22 protein-coding genes are annotated in these 19853 nt (G+C 47.2%); 9 read left to right on the top strand and 13 right to left on the bottom strand.

The window, feature by feature from the left end; translation table 11 throughout:
* Positions 1–85: 85 nt before the first annotated feature.
* The 7 genes from ACFPMF_RS15605 to ACFPMF_RS15575 all read right to left on the bottom strand — a co-directional run bounded on the left by ACFPMF_RS15605 (position 86) and on the right by ACFPMF_RS15575 (position 5094).
* Complete coding sequence (locus ACFPMF_RS15605) at positions 86–427, bottom strand: hypothetical protein (RefSeq protein ID WP_379846731.1); 342 nt, start codon at positions 425–427, stop codon at positions 86–88.
* Between the two features lie 45 nt (positions 428–472).
* Entirely contained in the window at positions 473–787 is a 315-nt protein-coding gene (locus tag ACFPMF_RS15600; RefSeq protein WP_379846729.1) for a hypothetical protein, read from the bottom strand.
* Positions 788–836: 49 nt separating this feature from the next.
* Positions 837–1217, bottom strand: a complete 381-nt coding sequence (locus tag ACFPMF_RS15595; protein WP_379846727.1) for a hypothetical protein — start codon at positions 1215–1217, stop codon at positions 837–839.
* A gap of 861 nt (positions 1218–2078) precedes the next feature.
* Positions 2079–2420: a hypothetical protein gene (locus tag ACFPMF_RS15590; RefSeq protein ID WP_379846725.1), complete on the bottom strand. Its 342-nt coding sequence runs from the start codon at positions 2418–2420 to the stop codon at positions 2079–2081.
* Positions 2421–2461: 41 nt separating this feature from the next.
* A complete protein-coding gene (locus ACFPMF_RS15585) occupies positions 2462–2725 on the bottom strand; it encodes a hypothetical protein (RefSeq protein WP_379846723.1) in 264 nt (87 codons plus the stop codon).
* Positions 2726–3131: 406 nt separating this feature from the next.
* Positions 3132–4043 carry an SPFH domain-containing protein gene (locus ACFPMF_RS15580; RefSeq protein ID WP_379846721.1) on the bottom strand — a complete coding sequence of 304 codons (912 nt, stop codon included), beginning with the start codon at positions 4041–4043 and terminating at the stop codon, positions 3132–3134.
* A 202-nt stretch (positions 4044–4245) separates the two neighbouring features.
* Positions 4246–5094, bottom strand: a complete 849-nt coding sequence (locus tag ACFPMF_RS15575; protein ID WP_379846719.1) for an outer membrane beta-barrel protein — start codon at positions 5092–5094, stop codon at positions 4246–4248.
* A gap of 696 nt (positions 5095–5790) precedes the next feature.
* Between ACFPMF_RS15575 and ACFPMF_RS15570 the strand changes: the two genes are divergently transcribed.
* Entirely contained in the window at positions 5791–6171 is a 381-nt protein-coding gene (locus ACFPMF_RS15570) for a T9SS type A sorting domain-containing protein (protein WP_379846717.1), read from the top strand.
* Positions 6172–6750: 579 nt separating this feature from the next.
* Positions 6751–6912, top strand: coding sequence for a hypothetical protein (locus ACFPMF_RS15565; RefSeq protein WP_379846715.1), 162 nt, complete (start codon positions 6751–6753; stop codon positions 6910–6912).
* Positions 6913–7587: 675 nt separating this feature from the next.
* On the opposite strand, the gene ACFPMF_RS15560 is transcribed toward ACFPMF_RS15565, so the two are convergent.
* The 5 genes from ACFPMF_RS15560 to ACFPMF_RS15540 all read right to left on the bottom strand — a co-directional run bounded on the left by ACFPMF_RS15560 (position 7588) and on the right by ACFPMF_RS15540 (position 10289).
* Positions 7588–8511: a hypothetical protein gene (locus tag ACFPMF_RS15560; protein ID WP_379846713.1), complete on the bottom strand. Its 924-nt coding sequence runs from the start codon at positions 8509–8511 to the stop codon at positions 7588–7590.
* 201 nt (positions 8512–8712) lie between these two features.
* Complete coding sequence (locus ACFPMF_RS15555) at positions 8713–9120, bottom strand: type II toxin-antitoxin system VapC family toxin (RefSeq protein ID WP_379846711.1); 408 nt, start codon at positions 9118–9120, stop codon at positions 8713–8715.
* A 6-nt stretch (positions 9121–9126) separates the two neighbouring features.
* The gene (locus ACFPMF_RS15550) at positions 9127–9348 is read right to left on the bottom strand and encodes a hypothetical protein (protein WP_379846709.1); all 222 of its coding nucleotides are present in this window, start codon (positions 9346–9348) and stop codon (positions 9127–9129) included.
* Positions 9326–9562, bottom strand: coding sequence for a hypothetical protein (locus tag ACFPMF_RS15545; protein ID WP_379846707.1), 237 nt, complete (start codon positions 9560–9562; stop codon positions 9326–9328). Before ACFPMF_RS15545 ends, ACFPMF_RS15550 begins: the two co-directional genes overlap by 23 nt.
* Before the next feature lie 67 nt (positions 9563–9629).
* Positions 9630–10289: a recombinase family protein gene (locus ACFPMF_RS15540; RefSeq protein WP_379846705.1), complete on the bottom strand. Its 660-nt coding sequence runs from the start codon at positions 10287–10289 to the stop codon at positions 9630–9632.
* A gap of 607 nt (positions 10290–10896) precedes the next feature.
* On the opposite strand from ACFPMF_RS15540, the gene ACFPMF_RS15535 reads away from it, so the two are divergent.
* From ACFPMF_RS15535 to ACFPMF_RS15505, 7 genes are all read left to right on the top strand, one after another.
* Positions 10897–13446, top strand: a complete 2550-nt coding sequence (locus ACFPMF_RS15535; protein WP_379846703.1) for a toprim domain-containing protein — start codon at positions 10897–10899, stop codon at positions 13444–13446.
* 17 nt (positions 13447–13463) lie between these two features.
* Positions 13464–14261, top strand: a complete 798-nt coding sequence (locus ACFPMF_RS15530; RefSeq protein WP_379846701.1) for a hypothetical protein — start codon at positions 13464–13466, stop codon at positions 14259–14261.
* Between the two features lie 4 nt (positions 14262–14265).
* Positions 14266–15441, top strand: coding sequence for a hypothetical protein (locus ACFPMF_RS15525; RefSeq protein ID WP_379846699.1), 1176 nt, complete (start codon positions 14266–14268; stop codon positions 15439–15441).
* A gap of 445 nt (positions 15442–15886) precedes the next feature.
* Entirely contained in the window at positions 15887–16171 is a 285-nt protein-coding gene (locus ACFPMF_RS15520) for a type II toxin-antitoxin system RelE/ParE family toxin (protein ID WP_379846697.1), read from the top strand.
* A gap of 55 nt (positions 16172–16226) precedes the next feature.
* Positions 16227–16541, top strand: coding sequence for a HigA family addiction module antitoxin (locus tag ACFPMF_RS15515; protein WP_379846695.1), 315 nt, complete (start codon positions 16227–16229; stop codon positions 16539–16541).
* A gap of 327 nt (positions 16542–16868) precedes the next feature.
* Entirely contained in the window at positions 16869–17660 is a 792-nt protein-coding gene (locus ACFPMF_RS15510) for a 3-keto-alpha-glucoside-1,2-lyase-like domain-containing protein (protein WP_379846693.1), read from the top strand.
* Positions 17661–17924: 264 nt separating this feature from the next.
* The gene (locus tag ACFPMF_RS15505) at positions 17925–18518 is read left to right on the top strand and encodes a hypothetical protein (protein ID WP_379846691.1); all 594 of its coding nucleotides are present in this window, start codon (positions 17925–17927) and stop codon (positions 18516–18518) included.
* Between the two features lie 292 nt (positions 18519–18810).
* On the opposite strand, the gene ACFPMF_RS15500 is transcribed toward ACFPMF_RS15505, so the two are convergent.
* Positions 18811–19674 carry a hypothetical protein gene (locus ACFPMF_RS15500; protein WP_379846689.1) on the bottom strand — a complete coding sequence of 288 codons (864 nt, stop codon included), beginning with the start codon at positions 19672–19674 and terminating at the stop codon, positions 18811–18813.
* Positions 19675–19853 lie beyond the last annotated feature (179 nt).

The following is a 19853-nucleotide window of genomic DNA, read 5'->3' as shown; positions in this document are numbered from 1 at the left end:
GAATTGGCCGTACGGCTACTTGTAGGCGCTGTTTGTGGATCATGATTAATACTGAGTTAGTTCTTTTTGGTCTTTTCGTAAGCGGTTAGCTAACAGTATTGTTTTCAAGCCAGTGAATGACATCCTGAGTTGAATCAAATCGCAATACCTTCGTATGATCCTTTCCCTTATCCGATCTGGGGGCGACTTCCATCAGTGTAGAAACCTGACAGGAAATAACCGGTGAGCGATCATTGGGGCGTTGGGGGATTCTACTAACCTGAATCTGCAGAAGTTCTACGGCCCCCTGCTCAGGGTGGTCCATGTCCAGAAAGGTGAATTCTACTGAATCCGGCCCGGCGTGATTCATCTGGCCCAATACCTGATTTTTCCGAAGGCGATGCCGAGTGGTTAACTCTTTAGCGGCCCATTCTAATAGCTTTCTCATCAAAATTCGGTTCATGTTAACGCATTATCCCGTTCTATCAGGTCATTACAAAGAGGGGCCGTACCAAGGGTCCGTCAGTTGAGAATAGGCTGGTTTAAATTCTTTCCACTGTTCTTCATGGGCTAAATAAATATCATAGACCGGCACGGTATCAGTCAGCAAATCGCTCCGGTCTTTTCGAAAAGGAAGATCGGCGATCACATATGACTTTGGCTTAGTTTCCTGTGTTTGTTCCGCAAGAATTAAGGGTACCCCGTAGTTGAAGCCAGCCAATGAATTCACATTGGTATCAGCCTGTAAATGGTGGGCCGTATGACGACCCGAGTCCTCGTAAACAAAAAATCGTACGTGGATCAGCATGGTGATAATTTTAGTGATAAAGCATTCGGAACCTTTTCTTCTCCTTTACTTAAACAGGCACCGCTTTGGAGGCATAATAGGGATAATAAGGGGAAGATTCTGTTCGGGTAGATTCAAGCAAGGCGGCTTCCGACTGGAAAAGTTTCGAAGACTCCACAAAATCAAAAATCTGAACCTGGCCAAACGGATTGAAGTGGCTATGCGGCAGAATCTCATACTTGATCAGATCGATCAGCAGCGTAAATGCCTGACTTTCTGTTTTAAGAAACCGGGATTTAGGGTTAAAACAGACTTCAATCGATTGAATCACTCCCGAAAAATGAGGTACCGTTAGTTGGCGGTTTTCTCCCCAGTAATGAAGCGGTTGATGGATGAATACATCCTGACCCACCTGAAAAGGAATATCGATTTGATTAAAGTTAAGCTTCATGATGAAAAGAGTTAAGTGGATCAGATGGCCATTGGGATAAAAACGCGGGCCGGTCTGACCGATCCGGCTCCCTCAGGGGAATGGCTGCCAGGAAATGAGGCCAGTTGCCCCGGCCGGGTCCGAATGGTCGAAGGATCCGACACTGCTGGTCAATCATGGGCCGGAAGACTTTTTGTAAGTAACTATTGATTCCAGCCGCCAGGTACGGAATGGGAAGATGGCTTTTAAAAGGCAGTAAGATCATGGTGCAAGTGAATAATGAGTGAAAATCGACTGGTGAAGGCAAAGCTTATGCAACAGGAAACGTACTCGGTAAATAAAGTTGTTCTCCTAACCGAGTGCTAAGCGGATGAACGGCCCACGAGGGAAGAGTAAGGAGAGCCGTTGAAGAGGTAGCTACTTGTAAACACTTTATTTTCAAGTAAGGTGCCAGGCCGGCGGCTTTAATTGCCTTCTTCTTTCGATGCCTAGGCAACTTCTGGCAGGCCCGGGTTTCCAACCCAGTCGTAACCCTGATGAGTGGAATCGTCAGGAGAATTCCCCACAACGGAATCCCTGAGACATTACCGGGATCCAGGTAGAGGCTGTCAGGATCATTGCATGGCCTGTTAGCTGGCGTGAACATGACGCAGAGCGGTTCGCGCCAGCCGTACCGACTAATAGACTAAGCCGCTTATACGGCTTCCCTTTCCAGGCTGGACGAATAGGCCCAGCTTTGGAGGACTTGCCTCAAAGGAACATTTTGCGCCCATTAAACTTGTATTCGCAATCAACAAACGGTAGGCAGTTCAAGAACTATCTAATCACACCCTACCCGCTCAGGGGAGTCTTTTTGGGGGGCTACTGATTCAAACCTACGAACTAGTGAGAACTTGATCCCCTGGAAGCAGTCGCTCCATTCATGCCTATGTCTGGGTTGAATTCGGCCTTTTCCTTCAGGTGACGGGTTTGAAGAGCTTGACGGGTTTGATTATTCTGAAGCTTCCTGAATTGAAGCTGCCGCATTTGCTGAGCCTTCAGTTCGGCAAGTTGCTCAGAACCGCTACCTTCCATCGATAAGCGAGTTCGTTCGTGTTGATGCTGGTTCGCCAACGTGTAGCGCGACTTGGTTTCAAACGCTACCTGCGCCTTCCATTCTTTCAAGTGGCGATTGGCGAGAACTTGCTGACCACCTGGGGTCTTTTTTGGGTTTTCATGAGTCATACCGATCATCGTTTAGGAGTGTAGAACGCCGGGCCTGCATGTCAGAGCCCTTCTGATGATTCGACGATGATTTTCTCAAAGTCCACCAGATGGACATAAGGAAGGCTCCGATCCCGCAGACAAACCTGGGTCCAGGACGGTCCGCTGCCCACATGATCCCGATGGAACCAGATCGTTTCCCCTTTTTTAATGAGTCCGTTTACCCCATTGGTGGGGTCCGCCGGATTGAGCAGCCAGGTCGTATCCCGTAAAGCTTGATAAGCAAGCGTATACTCGGCGATTGGCAATGCGGATTGATGGTTCATGGCAGCTGGATGGTTACGAGTCGTTAAGCCGGCAACTTCAAAGACCGCCGTCGGCAGAAAGGCTCAGGGGTGAATTGTTTATCTTAAACCACAACAAAGCGGTTCATAATGTTGAATACCTGAAAACAACTTCATACAGAAAGATTTCTCTATAGCCTGTGGGTCAGGCAATACAGAAACTCCTGCCACTACTATCCCAGAGTGCTGGTGTAGTCCTCCCACACAACCGGGGTCGACCACCTGAAAAGTTTCAACCCCGAGGTAGGCTGAGGCTGCCTTCCGGAGCCTTCGTTACCTCTCTGGGCTTTCCGCTCGGATGCCTTGACGATTCTGGCAGCGGATTTGACCGCCTGATTGCCACGGTGAGCCCAATCCTTTAACCCTATTTGAGTTGAAGATTACCGGTTTAGTAGACCGGACTGGGTACTCGATCCTGCTTGCGCGCTTCGGTCGTCTCCGTCTTGACAGGCACCGGCAGCACGCCAGCCATTTCTCCGATTACATTAATCAACTCCGAGCCACTGGGAATGACAATCTTGGTATTGGAGCTTAAAGCATTCTCCAGGGCCTCCAGCTTCCTGAGCAACTGGGCGTTCCCGGTAAAGTATTCGTCGGCGGCCACATTGACCAGCTTAATGGCTTCGGCTTCGCCTTCTGCATGCAGGACTTTGGCTCGTTTATACCCTTCTGCCTCCTTAATCTTCGCCCGTTTTACGCCATCGGCTACCGTTTCTGCCGCCGTTGCATAATCAATCGCCGCAATTTTTTCGTTTTCCGCTTTCACCACCTTGTTCATGGTCTCCTGAACATCTTTGGGCGGATCGATTTCCTTTAATTCGGTGCGTATAATAATGATCCCCCAGTTTGCCGTTTCGTTTTTTAGCGTCGTATGCAATTCCGCGTTCATTTTACCCCGTTCGCTGTTGGCCGAACGCAAGGTGAGGGTCCCGATGATATTTCTCAGCGTACTGCGGGCCAGGTTGACAATTTGTATTTTGTAATCATTGACGTTGTACAGGGAGCTCTTTACACTGGCCTCGGTTTCAATGACTCGGAAATAGACCTGAGCATCCACCCGGGCATTCAGATTGTCATTGGTAATGATTTCCTGGGGCTGGGCATCCACCATTTGCTCGGTCGTATTGACTTTATACATTTGATCGATAAAGGGGATTATCCAGTGAAAGCCCGGATTGGCGAATGTGTGGTATTTGCCCAACCGTTCGATTAATCCCCGATGCGTCGGGCGTACAATTTTGATACCCGCCAGGAAGGTGGCCAGCACCATAACCAGCAGGACTAATAGGATCGTTTCCATCGTTTATGGGGTAACAGTTACGTAAAAAGAGCGTTACGATTAAAAGTGGACAGGGGCAGGATCATTCAGCGTGAGGGGCTACCTGAACAAGGATCCTGACTGATGCTATCAGCGGTTTACTTTTCCAGGCTGAGTTTCAGGGACAGAAGACTCACCAGGCTGCCAGCGAAGACCACCTACCCGGTGAGACTACCCTGTCGAATTAAAACTTCCAGCCCAGGCTGGCACTCAGTACTCTGCGTTGCGAGCCGGCAAATCCACTTTCATTAACCACCTGGATGGTAGTATCAAAGCCATGGTGATACGTCAGATCGATCAGCACCGGACCGATGTCGAAGCCTAACTGCGCCAGACCGTTGAAGGTGCCACTCTTAATCTGGGACTGTTCGAGGTGAAAAGAACGGCTATTGGCACTGATCCGATTGGCATATTCCAGACCCGCCTGCAACCGAACGGCGGAAATGCCCCGGTAGGATTGCACCAGCTTATAACCAACATAGACGGGAATTTGTACATATTGAATGTTGATCTGATCCTGAAGGGCGCTGACGGTTGTTCCGTCAGCGAAGCGGTAGAAATTGGAACTGGACGCCAGGTACTCGACTCCGAGTTGCCCATAAAGCCGGCCACCGGCTCGTACCAACACGCCTGCCTGGTAGCCTAAACGGCCCGCCAACGCGTCACCATTGCCATTCTCTCCGGCAAAGCGGGAGGTGTTCAAGCCGGCATAGACGCCCAAAGCAACGTTTTTGTAATCTCGTTTCTGCCCTGGCCGGGTCGTCGGAGTAGTCGTGGCCTGGTCCTTCCCAGGGGCCAGCGTCATAGCCGTGCTACTTTGATTAGCAGAATAATCCTGAACCTGAATTACGCGGGCCAGCGGGGTCGTAACGTTCGTTTGATCCGTCGTGGGCATAAGAGCTACCGGGCGGCTTTTTAAGGAGTCGGTAGAGAAGGACGGACTGTGACTCGTGGAGGAGGGGGTGGCGATCTGGCTCTGGGCCAGGCCGGAACTCAGCAGCCCAACAGCCAATAGCGTAAGAGGAGCTTTCATAAGCTTGATGAAAAAAGGTACGATGAAAAACGATAAAGGAAGAATGAAGAGTCGGCCAGGGGTGATGAAGGGCCGTTTACCGGGATTGCTTTCTCCTTACGTAAAGTCAAGCAGGTCCGCCGAATAGGGCGGGATCGGATTAACTGGGGGCTCCTCTTGCAAATGGCACGCTGGTGATCCAATGGTCTTACCTCAGCGTGCAATTAGAGGGATCTATCCTTACTACGAATAAAGGATGAAAGTAGTTCAGTACACCAATAAATATAAATCGCAACCACGTTTGCGGGTTGAATCAAGAGTCCCTCTGCCGGATGACCCTACTTAACGGTTTAAAATTTATCGTCCGTGGGGTGCATGGTCAGGAAAGGGTTTATTTCAGCGTTACGTGAGGCGATGAACAAACCGGATTTGCTTCTGGGTTGATCTTACCCATTGTCCAAGATTAAAAAGCCTGTGGGTCGATGAGCGGACGCTCAACGACTTTAAACTCCCCCTTTTAATCGATGAAGACCGGTAGGTTGCTTAAAGGAATCTAATACTGAGACTGTTAGGTGAAAGTGGGGTCTCTATAGGTGTTTGCGCCCAACTGGTCGATTGCATTTTTTTAATCCCCTGGATTGGAGTTGCTTTGTATCGAAAGTCGGGAGCACATCGCCACCGGCAAACAGAAACCAACCTTAGTAAACACTAAATACGATGAAAACGCTAAACACCTCTTTGCTGCTTACCTTATTAGGCCTTATCTCCTCAGCCAGCTTTGCCCAGGATGGCACCCTGAGTATGCCCTACAGTGACGAGCGGATGCAAACAACCGTTTTGCCCCTGAAAAATAGCCGATTTGAGGTGACGGTCCGGAATGCCGAAGGAAAAAACTCATTGATTCGACTCATTGATAAAGATGGCAAGGTCTTAGTCCGTAAGCCCATTACTTCTAACGCACGGATTCGGTTTAATATCGCAGCGTTGCCGGACGGGATTTATCAGGTAGTGGTCACCGAAGGGACGACTACGTACACGAAGGACATTTTCTTGGATACCACTACCTCTGTTGCTTACCGAACGATTACCCTGAGTTGACCCGGAAGGGCTTTGGGGGCATTCTTTTAAAGCGATTGAGCTTGCTGATTGTCCAATTCAATGGTTTGGAATACTGTCTAAGAGCCTTATTAGACGGACGGTTCTTCTACAATGGCAGCTCGTGCGTCCGGGCGGGTCGACGCCACGTGGGTTGTGTCATAAACTCTTGAATCCTGCCATTTCCGTTGGGGCGTCATGAACCTTCCCGTCCCATTGCCTCCTTATCCAGGGGTATGCTATTGAGTGAACGTAGTGCCTGATACGGTGGGTATTCGAAATGACCTGGCTACTGGCCAGGCCGTTTTTGTTTGCTCATTTGCCCCAGGAAAAACCGGGTTCCTAGAAAGCCCGGCCAATAAAACCAACGGCGGTTGTCCCCTTAGAAACAGTACGCTTATAAATCAGTACACTTCTAGAGATACCACAAAAATTAGCCGGACTTATTGGGTCCGGATCCGTCAAAGAGACGGTGGTTGACGGGCCCCAATCCAGGAGCAGACCCACGCCCGGCCAACGTGCCCTGCCGATCGGTCACCACCCCTGAAGGGGTATACCTTCGTATTCCCAACGTTAAGGCTATTGTTGCTGGCTCGCTCGCCCCCTACCGGCGGTTGGCGGGGTACAATCAGCCTGTTCCTGCAGGTGACGTTGTTGCAGGGCCAGCCGATTCTGGCGGTTCTGCTGTTTCAACTCCTCAACTTCTTGGGGTTGCCGGAGCTTCAATGCCGCTTGTGGTTCTAAACCTGCCCCGGCCAGTGATAGGCCACTTTGTTCTCCTAGGTGCTTACTCGCTACCAGATACCGGGTCTTGGTTTCAAGGACCAGCTGTGCATTCCGTTCTCGCAGGTGGCGGTTGGCTTGAAGGGCCCGGCCGGTTGGTTGTTGTTCAGGGATCATGACCAGGGTATGTACAGAAGCGCCGTTTAGTATACTAAGTCCGGAAATCCAAAAATGTTTAGTTTGCGGATACGGTGAAAGATATACCCTCCTTTCCAGAACGCTTGCAGAATAAAGGCATTTTGTTTTTCCCCTTGTTCACCTGTAAACGTTGGCATGCCATAGCTTGGTTTGCAGATTGCCCCCAATGGTTATTCGGTGGCCGCTTCCTGGCCGCCCCATTTCAGCGTAATGTTCGGCAGTTAATGTGCATTAGTTTCACCGTGCAGGCCCAAGAGCAGCTGTGCTCACAACAGTCACTTAATCGATCGGTTTATGTCGGTGGACCTTACCAAAGTAGAGGTGTTTGTTACTGCAAATGATAAAAGGACGTTCCCCGTTTGTAACCTTCCTGAGAAGCCCGTACCAGGATCATCTTTCATTTGAATGATCCGTTTTTAGCTGGTTGGGATCTTCCTTCCCATTTCCAAGATTTTATCAATTAGGGGAAGATGGAAGCCCTTTCGCAGGCATTCTGGTTTACAAAGTAAAGCGCAAGAGGTCATCCAGGAGCGGGGTCTTTCTCATCAGCAGCGGATCGGGATTATAAACCCGCCGGGACTGCTGTTGGAGTTCGACCAGCCCAAACCACTGGGCAAACTGCTCGACAAAGCGCCAGCGGTACACCCGCTCAAATTCCAACCAGGAACCCGCCAGGCGAGCCGAGGGAATCGGTTCTCGCAAGTGGGGGAAGGCCTTTAAGACTTTAGTGGCATAAAAATCCGTGCTTTGCCACTGGCTGCCGTAGCGGTGGACCAGGTACAGCGAATAGGCCCAGCCGAACTGCCCCGCCGGAGTTTGGGCCTGATCCAGATACGCCCAGTTAAAACGGTGGGTATAGTCCTGGAGCATCTGCTTAAAGAGCACGCTTCGCTGTTTGGCCAAAGCCTGCCCGCCCGCTTTGGTCAACGTGAGTGCATTTTGTCGTTTTTTCACGTAGGGGCTCAGCATCAGGCAGACTTTCAGCGCCTGCAGAAAGGCCACATTGTCTTCCGAGATCTTTTTGGTAATGCCTTCTTCGATATCCTCCTGTACGAGGAGCTTGCGTTCATAGAGCTCTCGACACAGCGCCAGGGGCAGGTTGCCCTTGGGGGTCAGTTTGATGGGCTGCACCAGTAGGTGCTGATAGAGAACTTCCATCAAGATAAAAAAAGGAATCCGATCCAGCAGTGAATCATTCATCTCAGGCGGGAAACACAGGGGTGAGTTATTTCCCCAAGGGTCGCCCAGTAACGAATGCATCTGCTGAGGGGAGAGGCCTTCGAAATCCGGAAGCGGCTGCTGGTTGCGGGCCTGCATAAAAGCGGCCATTTTTTGGTTGACCTGCTCGAGTGTTAATCGGCCTTGAGCGACTTCGGGATGAGCAGTAATGAAGGCTTGCCAGATTTCGTCAGCGACTCCCATAGCATAATCGGATTAGCGTGGTGATGAGGCAGTAGTTCAAAGATACTGCAAATCGAAAAGTGAGGTTGGCATGACGCGGTGAAATCTATTGCATCTTGATTTTAGCATTCTAACGTTTTCACAACGCAGGATATCGAAACGATATAAGTCCAAAGAAGTCTATTTAACATCCTTAAAGGCTTGTTCAACCTGATTCAATTTTTAAAGAATGCTAATAGTTAAACTGGTATTCTTTTGTATACGCTTGAAATCTGACTGGTTGTAGGTAAAAAGCTGCTCGCAATTAATGCTTTCGGCAACGGCTGTATGGATACAATCATTCATATTTTTAAAACCAACAAGACTAGCTAGCTCAATCCCTCTATTCAAAGCAGCATGTTCAACCAAACAGACATTGAGCGAACTGAAAAAAGCCAAGTTTCTTTCAATTTCCTCAACCGGTAAACCAATCCGAGCTAATGCATAACCTGTTTCTTGGATCACCAAGGTAGAAATGATAAATGTATTATCATTCAGCGCGTTGAAAACTAATTCTTTAGCTTCCTGGTGTTTTACTATATCTTGCTCGACGACAGCATTGATAATGACATCGGTATCAAAATACTTCACTACTTGCTATCGGTTTACTTCGTCAATAATGGCATTGATATTGATGTCTTTAGATACCTTTCGAGGGGGATACTTTTTCTGTAGGTCCAAGAATTGCTGAGCCGCCTGGTTGATGGGCTTTTCCTCTTCGTGCTTTTCGATGGCAGATACACCTAACTGTTGAGCCAGCTTTTTAATCTGCTCAAAATGAGAAGCATTTTTGGTTTCAATGGTGATGATATGTGTCATGGTTTATTGCTTGTAGCCAAACTCCTAAATTGATCATTTGCATTATCTCGGCTGCTGCATCAATTGAACCGGCCTGTACAGGAATTTCAGCCACATTTGATTCTTTACCAATGGATATAGTAATCGTCAACGAGTCGTCCGGGGCAAGCTTGGATCGAATTTCCTCACCCCATTTGTCCAATTCCCCAGCCTTCAATCGATACACCAGCTTCATACCAGTCTAATATAACGCCAATAAAACTATTTTTCAAGGTAACCGGTTCTTGATCGGTCGTAAAGGTTTAAGTCGCTATCCGTTGAAGCAGCCGATAAACGGCTTTTCCGTCAAACTGCTTGTTTCTCCGGGTCTGATAATGGGTTTGGTTGAGCTTATCTGCTATCTGGCCATAGGTCATTCCTTTACTGCGGTAGAGTGCGGCTAGCTCCGTAGCCTGTATATTGGCTTTATTGGTTCGCGCATTCGTTACCCGGACTGCTTCACCCTTCTGAATGGCTTGTAATGTCAGGTTTTCGGGCTTACCTAGTTTAAAGCCCTGGGCTTTTTTTTGGGACAACGCAGCTCGGGTACGCTCGGATGTACGCTCAGCTTCATACTGGGCAAAGGTCACCATCATACCCACCGTCAGCGTGTTGGCGTCGGGCAGATCGCAGGCGACAAAGTCGACGCCCGAATCCCGCAGCGTCATGACAAAGGCCACGTTGCGGCTGAGCCGGTCGAGCTTGGCAATTAACAGTTTGGCGCCCTGCTGCTGACAGATGCGGATGGCTTCGACGAGTTTGGGCCGGTCGCTCTTTTTGCCCGATTCCACTTCGGTCAGCTCGGCAATGATCTCATCGGTGTTCCGCAGGTAGCGGCCCACAATGGTTTGCTGATCGCCGAGCCCCAGGCCCGAGCGGCCCTGAGCTTTGGTCGAGACGCGGTAATAGCAAACGTACTTCATCGATAAAATCTATCCGTCAACAGCCGGTGTTTTTCCGACCTGATGGGCAAAGATAGGGCTTTATGGCATTTTACAAACGGACGTTTGTAAAATGCCATTGACATATTCTTACAAGATTTTACCTCCAACAACATAAAATCAGAAGGGGAGAGGCATCAGGACATAAAGGAGCGTTTAAGCCTTGTAATAGAGGTGTATATAAAAAGTATATACGCTTTTTTAGGTGCTAGTATATACATTGTATATACTTTTTTTGGTGTTTTTCTTTTAATTTAGAAAGATTGTCTCTACCTTACCGGCCGGTAATAAAACGAAGAAAATCAGATGGATAAGATTAAGTCCGATAGCGACCAAACCACCTTGTTAATAAAGCTTTCTGTTAAACTTAAAGAAGACTTTTCCGCCATGTGTGCCGAGCGGGGAATGAACGTCTCTAACGCCCTACGCGATTTAATGTCCGATTCTGTAAGAAATTATAGGCGACGAAATGGTAAATCGAGCTAAAAACATTAGCAAAAGCGCTGATTTTCAATAAGTTGCGAATTTTTACTAACTCATTTAGCGCAAATTTTCAGATTTCTTAGCGGACATTTTACTTTTTCAACTCATGAGCAACCGATCAGCAACGGAAATAGCCGAGCAGGAGATTTACCCTGCCCTGTTTGAGGTCATGGACAGAGCATTGCCGGAGTTTGGCTTTGTTCGATTTAACAAAGGATGGCAGTCTACGACTGGAGTCAAAATAGACGGGTCGGAAGGTAAAGATGGAAAGGTCGCCGTCTTGGCTGACATCCCTAACCGCCTTTGTGATTTTACCAAGGGCAGTAAATCCATTTGGGATTACCTACGAGACCGTGACAGTCTCAGCGATGGAGAAGCTTTCCGGCTGATGGCGCAGCTGGCCGGCGTTTCTCTGAACGGCCCGGCTCTCAACGAGGAGGACGCGCAGCGCCAGGCTGCATTTCGTCGAAAGGTTCAGCTATGGGAAGATCTGAACGAATTCTTCATTGATTGCCTTCATAATTCAGGAAATCCGCACAACAAGTCAACCCGGGCGCAGCTCATCATAACCTATCTAGTCGATAAGCGCGGTTATAATACGGAATACTTTTTACGCAGAGCCAAGAGCTACTCGGATAAAGACCATCCCAAAATGGAAGCTGGGTTGGTACCGCCGAAAGAAAGCATCGAAGCTTTTTTACGTGAAAGGGGATATACGGAAAGTGAAATCCTGAATCTGTTCGCCAATAACAAGACGCTGGGCCGTACACACTTTCTTTCCTTCCCCTACCGGGATTCGGTTGGCCGAGCCCGCGGCATGGTCTTTCGCTCCACCACGGGCGAAGAGCCTAAATACATGTATTCCCAAGGTCTAGACAGAAACAATATTTTATTTAATCTCAAGCCGATCCGTCAGAACAAAGATCTGGTTATCGTCGAAGGTGTCCTCGACGCTTTACATTGTTCGGCGGTTGGAATTGAAAATGTAGCGGCCATCGGCGGGTCCCTTCTCTCTCAGGCTCAGATTGAAATCGCCATCCAGGGGAAAGCCAAACGAATCACGCTGATGCTGGATAACGACTCGGCTGGACGTACGGGAACCCTAAAAGCCTTGGACCTGCTGCTAAAATATCCGGATGTAAAACCATTCGTTGCTATTCTTCCTGAGGGTAACGACCCGGACGATGTGCTACGGTCGAGTGGCCCCCAGCGCCTTCAACAGATCATCGATCAGGCTACCCCGGGATATGTTTACCGCTTTTACCTGATCGTGGCTAAATATGGTGACATACAGGAAGCGAATGGAGGCCGGGACCTGACTCCGAAAGAAATTGATTCGATGCTGGAGGAAATTGCCGAGCTTTCTCGCCTGGTGACAGATCCCATCGAAAGAGATCTGTTTTTAAAGGTAGTTGAGAAAGAGCCGGGGCTCCAGGATTTGGGCATTAGCCATGAGGCACTAAAGGAAAAAACCGACCAGTTGCATTTTAATAAACTGCAACTGGAGCAAACCCAGGCGATAACAGATTTATTAGGGCGCATCAAAAATAAGCAGGCCACTGGAGATGTACAGGGCACGATTGAGGCACTGGCTAAAGGTGTTCAGGAGATCAGAGCCAAGAATTTGCAGGTTGAATTTTCTGAGCTGGTCATCCCGACGGCAGAAAGTGAATTTGGAGCCAGGCTGAAAGTAAAGCCCAACAATTTAAAGACCGGCTATATCATCGATGGGGAGGAGCTCCAGTTTCCGGCCGGAGCGGTCAGTCTGATTTGTGCTCCCACGAATCACGGTAAGACGACCTTTCTGATCAATAGTCTACTCAAAGTCGCTAAGGCGGACCCTGCGAAGTCTTTTTATTTGTTTAGCTATGAGGAGGATGCCGACAGTGTGACAATCACCACCCTTAGCACCTTTATTGGAAAAAAAATCAGCAACAATAACCGGGAGAGCATCCGGTCATACTACCGGGAAGAGGGCGAGGACAAACTAAAATACATCGAACGGGAGAGCCGGGATCTGTTCCTTCAATATAAGGATCACTTTTTCAAAGACTATATCAATACTGGGCGCCTGGCTATTCGGTATACTGAGTTTGAATCCGGAGCACTGGCTGATTCGATCCGCTACCTGGCCAAGCACGGGAACGCCGGCGGGATCTTTATCGACTACATGCAGCTCCTACGAAAAGAGAAGTTTAAAAATGGCCCACGCGCCGAGGAGTTGAAACAGGTTTGTCTGGATCTTAAAAATGCTGCCATTGATACAGGGCTCCCCGTTATTATCTGTGCTCAATACAACCGGCAGGTAACGAACCCTTTCCGGATGCATAATACCCTGATCGCCGATGCCTCTGATATCGAAAAGATCGCCAACTGCATTGTTGGATTCTGGAATCTACACAAGAAAGCACTGGGTACCGAGAAGGAGCTGGAGGATGTGGCAGCGCTGGCTCAGTATGGTGATCTGTATGTAGAAGTCACTAAATTTCGGGGCGGTCGCACTACGGGGGTTGGAAAAGGTGAGCTCCTTCTGTTTGATGGCAATACTGGTGTTATAAAAAACAGGGCTTTTCACGATCAATCAACCCCGCATGTCAATGGACATATTTTAACCATGGGCACTAGTGAGAAGGTAGATGATGATTATGGATTTTAAAACAAGTGTCTTCTAGAATGACAACAAAGAAAAAAAGTGGCGAATCTGTGGTCTTGCCCAGGCCGAAGCCAAAGCAATCAATCAAGGATCGAATAATGCCCTTTTTTGAGCATCATGCTTCAATTCAAACGGCGCAGGTGCCCTTATTAACAGAGGAGGAGCTGGCCGCTATCGATGCCTCCATATCGACCAAAAGAGAGAAGAACATCTTCAATCAGTACATAGAGTGGGATCGGCAGCTATTATTGGCCTTGACTTCGCTCGAGCAATTTCGGTATGCACTTCGGGAAGATATGGCCTACATAACCGGATATGCAATGCTGTGGGAATCCTATCAACAAACTCAGGACTTTTTTAATGTGATGGTGTCGGAGCTGGAGGAGGGCAAAAAGAAGAAAATGCTTGATTATATCCTTCAGGAAGAACAATATCATTTTGCCGAGCTTAAGGTGAGCGATCAGAAAATTCAATTCCTGACCGACACCCCGAATAATACCCTGGAGCCTGTTATAGCACAATGGCGAGTTCATGCAGAACGGCTAATTCGTACAGGAAAGGCAATTATGAGGGCGATTGGTGAATTTATGAGCAAAACCGGCTATCAGCCAAAAGCCTACGTAGATCGCCTTAACGAGGTCGCTGAAGAATTCAGTGCTGAACAGTCCTTTTTGCCGAAATACGGACGTCGAACACCTGATGCGGTGGCGCGAAACGATCGGTTTGCTATTTATCCCGACGCAAATAGCATTGAGTATGACAGAGAGTACTACGAAGATTATGCCCAGAGTTTAAGTTTAACCTCCGATAAAGTGTAGCAGAATGAGTAAGCAGGATCGGACTAATCGCAAGGTCAAGGCTCAGCCAATAGTACCTGAAAAGAGCGAATTCATGTTGCCTTCGGCTAAGCCGCAGGGTCGAGTAAAAACCGGCAACTTCAAAATGGCAGCAACCCTAGCCGAACAGGCGCTTAAAGATAATCGGCCCAGGGCGGCCAAAAAAGCGCAGGCCTTGTCTAACCAGACATCGCTCTTTAGTGAACTAAAACCGCTTACACAAAGGCAAATTGCTGCCACAAAAGGGGTTTCTACTGACTGGATTAATGAAAGGGGGGATGGCATCAAGCTCACCCCCGGCGAAGAAAAGCTATTGATCTGCCTTTCTAAACTGCTGCACCAAAAGAGTCAGAATCTCGATAAATTATCTGATGACTATTATACCGGGAATGCGGACCCTAATGCGGTAGTCCCAGAAAACAACACTGGCAAAGATTTAAGGTTCAGCAAAGATCCTGACTTACAAGGAGAGCCCAGGAAGACCGCAACGCTAGTTCTAACCCTTTACGAGATTGCTAAAGAGTACCGACCTAATTCAAACATTGGTGGCAGGGATATGCGGATTGTTCTAGATATGCTCCTCGAACTGGCAAATAATCCAGAAAAAAGGGCCCTTATCAGATATAAAAGAGAACAACGCAACACTGATAACACAAGAAATATCAGCGAGATAGAGGGCTTCGAGCCACTACTGAATGTTTACAACCACAAAAATACCAAGCTTAGCTCCGAAGGTGTTATTATCAATCAGACAACTGAAGTAATTATACGCCTAAACCCTGTTTTTAGAGATCAGATCGAATCGAAATACATCTCCCTGCCCGAAGACCTATTAAGCCGTATCGTAATGGCGAACGGTGGATCGCATAAGATACCGGAGTCAACATTCAGGCTGATCCGCTACCTGGCTCACGCTAAGGCTAACGCAGCATCAGGTGTCACAAAATTCGGGTATAATCCAGAAATCTATGCAGAAAACCTTTTCTGGAAGGTGGCAGAGAACTACATGAGAGACCCAACCCGCACCTTCTCATACACACAGAAAGTTGTTGAAAGAGCAATAAAAATCGCAACGGATATCGGTTTGCTATTAGGCCATAAGGTTACCCTTGGGGCTAACAATATGCCTAAGTATACTTTTGGGATTAATCCAGATTGGTAAAAGGCCATATTTACCTAAGGACCTAAATGCGAGTCACTACGGACCTAAATGCTAAAAAACGGCCATTTTTACGGACCTAAATGCGAGTCACTACGGACCTAAATGCTAAAACTACGGACCTAAATGCTAAACAGGTCTTTATAAGTGACAGATTATCAGTAAAATACTACGCTTATTTTTTGTCTAAAAGAGTTAAAAGTGTTGTTAAAACACGTTAAAAGGATTGGGTTCTTTTTGAAGTAGAACCCAATCCGGAAAGAATTAAAAGTATTCCCCGCCGAGCCGCCAGGCAATCAATCAAAAAATAATTCTTAATCATAAGTTTTTTTCGATTTCTATTGCGTAATTTTGCTACCTGTTACGTAACAGGTAACAGTAACTTATATCCAATATAACAAACGACAAGAACGGGAGCTATGATGAATTTACTTTTTCAAACTGACAGATGATCTCATCGTTCAAACACAAAGGGTTGAAGCAACTCTTTGAAGAAGGCATCGAATCTGGACTACCCGCCAAGCAGATTCCAAGAATTAAGAATATTCTTTCACTGCTCAACGTAGCCAGGGATCCAAGAGGGATGAATTTTCCCGGGTCCAACTTTCACCCGTTAAAAGGGGATAGAAAAGGAGAATACGCGGTCAGTGTGACCGGCAATTATCGTATTACCTTCCGCTTTGACAAAAAGAAACTGGAAGCGTACGATGTCAACTATGAAGATTACCACTAATGGCGATCAGGACGCGCAAACGAACTGCGTATGTTGACTAAACCAAAAATTCAAAATGAGCATTATGCACAATCCTTCCCATCCAGGCGCAATTCTGAAAGACTTGTACCTGGATGGCGTAGGCCTGTCTGTCACGCAGGCCGCTGAGTCTCTAGGGGTCAGCAGGAAGACGCTTTCGCAAATTATAAATGGTCACGCGGGTATCAGTCCGCAAATGGCCCTTACATTGGCCCAAGCCTTCCCGACCTCGACGCCGGAACAATGGCTCGATCTACAACAGCAATATGACCTATGGCAAGCCCGGCAAAAACAACAACCGGTCATTGCTCCGCTCTGGCCCGCACCAGGCCGAGCCGCTGCCGGCCGGTAGTTACACCAACTAACTATTTAGATCGGCACCCATCGGCGCGCAAAAGCTCCGGCCGGGGCCGATTTTTCTGCTTCAAAGGTTGCTACTGAATGGTGCAAGGAGCCGCCTTTGAAACCAATAGAAGACTTTTCACCGGTCAATTATATACGTGTGAGAATAAAGAGTTCCATAGATTGAGTTGCAACTGTCGATAGAGGGCAGATGTTCAACAGCTCAACAGGCTTTCGTGGCGTATTAAAGATCATAATACATCTGCACTAGCGGAAATGCTTCGAAGCCAGGACCCACGACGACAACGCAAATACAAACTTCATTAGTCTTATACGCATGAAAAACCTCTGGTCGTGGTGGCTTGGGATTTGGAAAGATCCTGTTTGGAGTAAGGTGATAGCAACAGGAATCCAGGCCCTTATAGTGTTTTTAGTTACGCTCGCCGTTTATTACTTCAAGAAGAATTTATACTTGTTGGACCACCCGTTCGAAATTACTTTATTCGTATTATTAGCTATATCAATACTCATTACAGGCTGGTATTTGTATCGTTTTATACGGAATAGAATCACCAATAGAAACAAACCGAAAAAACTTTTTGAAGGCAAACTATCCCGGCCTTTATCTGATAATTGGGAAAATGTGAATTCGTGGACAGTGATAAATGGCGAGCTTAAAGTGACAGGATCAGAATTTCCTGGGTTGACACGTATAGGTGATGACTGGGAGAACTATTCATTTTCTTTTGAGGCCTATATAATAAGACACTGCCTTGGTGTTGTTGTAAGAGCAAAATCGCCAGAAGATGGTTTTATGCTTCAAATTGGACTAGATGAGATAAAGCCGCTCCACTTCGAGCCTAAAAATGCGGATGTGTTGAGAGCAAATATTAAGGAAGCGATTTGGACAGGTAATACCGGTTTAAACGAAATACACGGCAAAATAATAAAGAATACGTGGCTGCCTTATAAAGTTGAGGTAAGGGGAAAAGAAGTAAGACTCTTTATTGGTGATGATATGGTCTTTATGGGAGATATTACTAAAATGAACTCGACTGGTAGAGTAGGCTTTAGAAACTATGGTGATGAACTTGCTCTTATAAAAAACATCAAAGTAGAGGCGCTCTAAATCTCATTATGGGCGCGCCAAAGGGAAATACCATGCAGTGTTAGTGAGTAAGAAAGGGTGTATTTCTGACAATTTTAAGGCTGTTTCCTGCTCAAAACCTGAAAAAACCTGAAACTTTTGAGGCTACTTAGATGAATATATTTGGGGGAGCATGCCGGCAAAGGACGAAAAAAAGCGTTATGAGCATTGAACAAACCCCCGAAACCTCATTTTCCTTAGAGTTTTAGGTTAATTTCTCTGACACCCCTCCTTGCATTACAGCTTATGCCACGTAGATCTATTCATCCAATCATTTTCGAGGATCAGCTAAAATTCTCGCTCAGCGACTTTAAAAGGTATGGATGGATGAGTGGTGTACCTCAGCCAAGAACGTTAACCTGGAGCCGCTTTGGAAAGGTCTATGCCAGCATTAACGTTACGATACTCCTCGACGGTGATGATACGGGGGGATGCTTAAACCTAGAATATCATTATGATGGCCAGGTGCGCTCCCAGGTAGTGGATCTGGAGCCGGTAAAAAGCAACCTCGGTAAGGGTATATTCTGGTATATGATCTGTCCAGTTACCGGGGATCGTTGCCGTGATCTGCTGGATGGCGGTGGGCGGTTTGTTTCTCGCAAAGCACTAATTGGCGCACTGTATCAGCGTCAGGCAATGTCAAAAAATACCCGGTCGCTAAACGCGTTTTTGGATGCTACCGCAAAATATAAGCTGGCGCTGGACAGCTATTTCAAGCCACATCGGAAAAAGTACTACAGAGAAAAGCCGACGCTTCACACGCGCCGTTTTTTGAAACTTAAAAGTCAGATGGAATGCGTACACAATCTTCCGGATCTTATACGCTCGGGGTTGAGCTGATTAAAGAAACAGGATCCACTTGGGGCTTAATAGTTTTCGTAATCCTTACCCCCCTTTCCAACTTTTTATTTAAAAAGATTAACCAGCCAGCTAACCACCTGCTTCAGCAGGCTGTGCTGGCCGGTTAGTTTTACTTTATGTTTTTTATTTCTGAACTATTGTATTAAGTATTCTATATATAAAGTGCAGAAAACAACGTACGGGATAGCCGAAATCAGCGTACCAGTACGTTGAAAACAACATAGGGTTAGTTGTTTTCAACGTACCCTATGGTTATTAGTTGGATTCAACATTACCCCTTTGTGTAACGAGCGGCATAAAAGTCACCAAAGCGCCAAATCATCGCATATTTTTGGCCCGCAAAGTCTCCGCCTTCATCTTCATTAGTGACCTTATTTGAATAGCTTAGAAAGTAGTTCAAGGGACTTCTGGGGAGAGTGGTCAGTATCTCGGGGCTACCTCCCACCATTTTCGCAAACAACTCATCAATGAATGCAACAAAGGCGTTTCTGACATATTCATCGTTATCAAAATGACGAATGACGTTGGCCAGGCTCTGAATATGTTTGGGAGAGAATTTTACAGCACCGGCAATCTTCTTACCGGCACCTTGCTTGCTATTGAAGTGTTCTAATCGACTTGCGTATAGCTCCTCCAGCTTAATAGCGAAAACTTGCGCTTTGTATTGATCACTCGTTTGCTGATAGGCACTCTTGGGTTTGGGTTTAGCTCCCCCCGCTGGTTGATCCTGCACCAGCTGCCTGTATAGACGGCTGTATCCTGCTAAGTCAATTGCAATACCTGAGGGGGTCTTTTCCCGGTAGATCTTCTTCAGGTTATCAGGCTTAGCAATTTCGGAGTAGAGGAGACGATAGGCGGTAATCTTATTATCGTATTGATTAAGCGTTACTCTGGTCTCCAGAATTCCCATTTTCAGAAACTTATCCCGGAGCGTGTTTAACCGGCTGCGCTTAATGCCAAGCTCCAGCTTAATATCGTTATCTGAATGGGTCCATTCAGCAACATTTTGGCAATGAAAGACCAGGTATTGAAACAGGACAACGCCGTCGTTGGTGAGGGCCTCCAGATTGAACCTCTCCCAGGCAGGGAAGTTGATTTGAATACTTAAATCGCTTATCTTTACTTTATCGCTCATAAGCTATTGATTGTCCGGGAGCGTCGATGCCAATCAGTCCCCGGTGGTTCAAAAAGAGTACATTAAGACCACACTTGCGGAGGTGTGGTCTTTTTTTGTTAGTTATACTCAGCAATCAAATATAATTGAACACTTGCATAATTGCTATGTAACGACCCTCGTGTGGCAAACGTGAAAAG

This window comes from Larkinella bovis (assembly GCF_042655385.1).
Classification (GTDB): Bacteria; Bacteroidota; Bacteroidia; order Cytophagales; family Spirosomataceae; genus Larkinella; species Larkinella bovis.
This window is presented reverse-complemented; position numbering and strand designations above follow the sequence as displayed.

What these genes read in the sequence shown, in the direction of transcription:
- ACFPMF_RS15580 (WP_379846721.1), bottom strand. Translation starts at nt 4,043, where the DNA reads ATGGAAACGATCCTATTAGTCCTGCTGGTTATGGTGCTGGCCACCTTC.
- ACFPMF_RS15515 (WP_379846695.1), top strand. Translation starts at nt 16,227, where the DNA reads ATGAGCATTATGCACAATCCTTCCCATCCAGGCGCAATTCTGAAAGAC.
- ACFPMF_RS15500 (WP_379846689.1), bottom strand. Translation starts at nt 19,674, where the DNA reads ATGAGCGATAAAGTAAAGATAAGCGATTTAAGTATTCAAATCAACTTC.
- ACFPMF_RS15505 (WP_379846691.1), top strand. Translation starts at nt 17,925, where the DNA reads ATGCCACGTAGATCTATTCATCCAATCATTTTCGAGGATCAGCTAAAA.
- ACFPMF_RS15570 (WP_379846717.1), top strand. Translation starts at nt 5,791, where the DNA reads ATGAAAACGCTAAACACCTCTTTGCTGCTTACCTTATTAGGCCTTATC.
- ACFPMF_RS15540 (WP_379846705.1), bottom strand. Translation starts at nt 10,289, where the DNA reads ATGAAGTACGTTTGCTATTACCGCGTCTCGACCAAAGCTCAGGGCCGC.
- ACFPMF_RS15530 (WP_379846701.1), top strand. Translation starts at nt 13,464, where the DNA reads ATGACAACAAAGAAAAAAAGTGGCGAATCTGTGGTCTTGCCCAGGCCG.
- ACFPMF_RS15585 (WP_379846723.1), bottom strand. Translation starts at nt 2,725, where the DNA reads ATGAACCATCAATCCGCATTGCCAATCGCCGAGTATACGCTTGCTTAT.
- ACFPMF_RS15600 (WP_379846729.1), bottom strand. Translation starts at nt 787, where the DNA reads ATGCTGATCCACGTACGATTTTTTGTTTACGAGGACTCGGGTCGTCAT.
- ACFPMF_RS15535 (WP_379846703.1), top strand. Translation starts at nt 10,897, where the DNA reads ATGAGCAACCGATCAGCAACGGAAATAGCCGAGCAGGAGATTTACCCT.
- ACFPMF_RS15550 (WP_379846709.1), bottom strand. Translation starts at nt 9,348, where the DNA reads ATGACACATATCATCACCATTGAAACCAAAAATGCTTCTCATTTTGAG.
- ACFPMF_RS15590 (WP_379846725.1), bottom strand. Translation starts at nt 2,420, where the DNA reads ATGACTCATGAAAACCCAAAAAAGACCCCAGGTGGTCAGCAAGTTCTC.
- ACFPMF_RS15510 (WP_379846693.1), top strand. Translation starts at nt 16,869, where the DNA reads ATGAAAAACCTCTGGTCGTGGTGGCTTGGGATTTGGAAAGATCCTGTT.
- ACFPMF_RS15605 (WP_379846731.1), bottom strand. Translation starts at nt 427, where the DNA reads ATGAGAAAGCTATTAGAATGGGCCGCTAAAGAGTTAACCACTCGGCAT.
- ACFPMF_RS15525 (WP_379846699.1), top strand. Translation starts at nt 14,266, where the DNA reads ATGAGTAAGCAGGATCGGACTAATCGCAAGGTCAAGGCTCAGCCAATA.
- ACFPMF_RS15595 (WP_379846727.1), bottom strand. Translation starts at nt 1,217, where the DNA reads ATGAAGCTTAACTTTAATCAAATCGATATTCCTTTTCAGGTGGGTCAG.
- ACFPMF_RS15520 (WP_379846697.1), top strand. Translation starts at nt 15,887, where the DNA reads ATGATCTCATCGTTCAAACACAAAGGGTTGAAGCAACTCTTTGAAGAA.
- ACFPMF_RS15560 (WP_379846713.1), bottom strand. Translation starts at nt 8,511, where the DNA reads ATGGGAGTCGCTGACGAAATCTGGCAAGCCTTCATTACTGCTCATCCC.
- ACFPMF_RS15575 (WP_379846719.1), bottom strand. Translation starts at nt 5,094, where the DNA reads ATGAAAGCTCCTCTTACGCTATTGGCTGTTGGGCTGCTGAGTTCCGGC.
- ACFPMF_RS15545 (WP_379846707.1), bottom strand. Translation starts at nt 9,562, where the DNA reads ATGAAGCTGGTGTATCGATTGAAGGCTGGGGAATTGGACAAATGGGGT.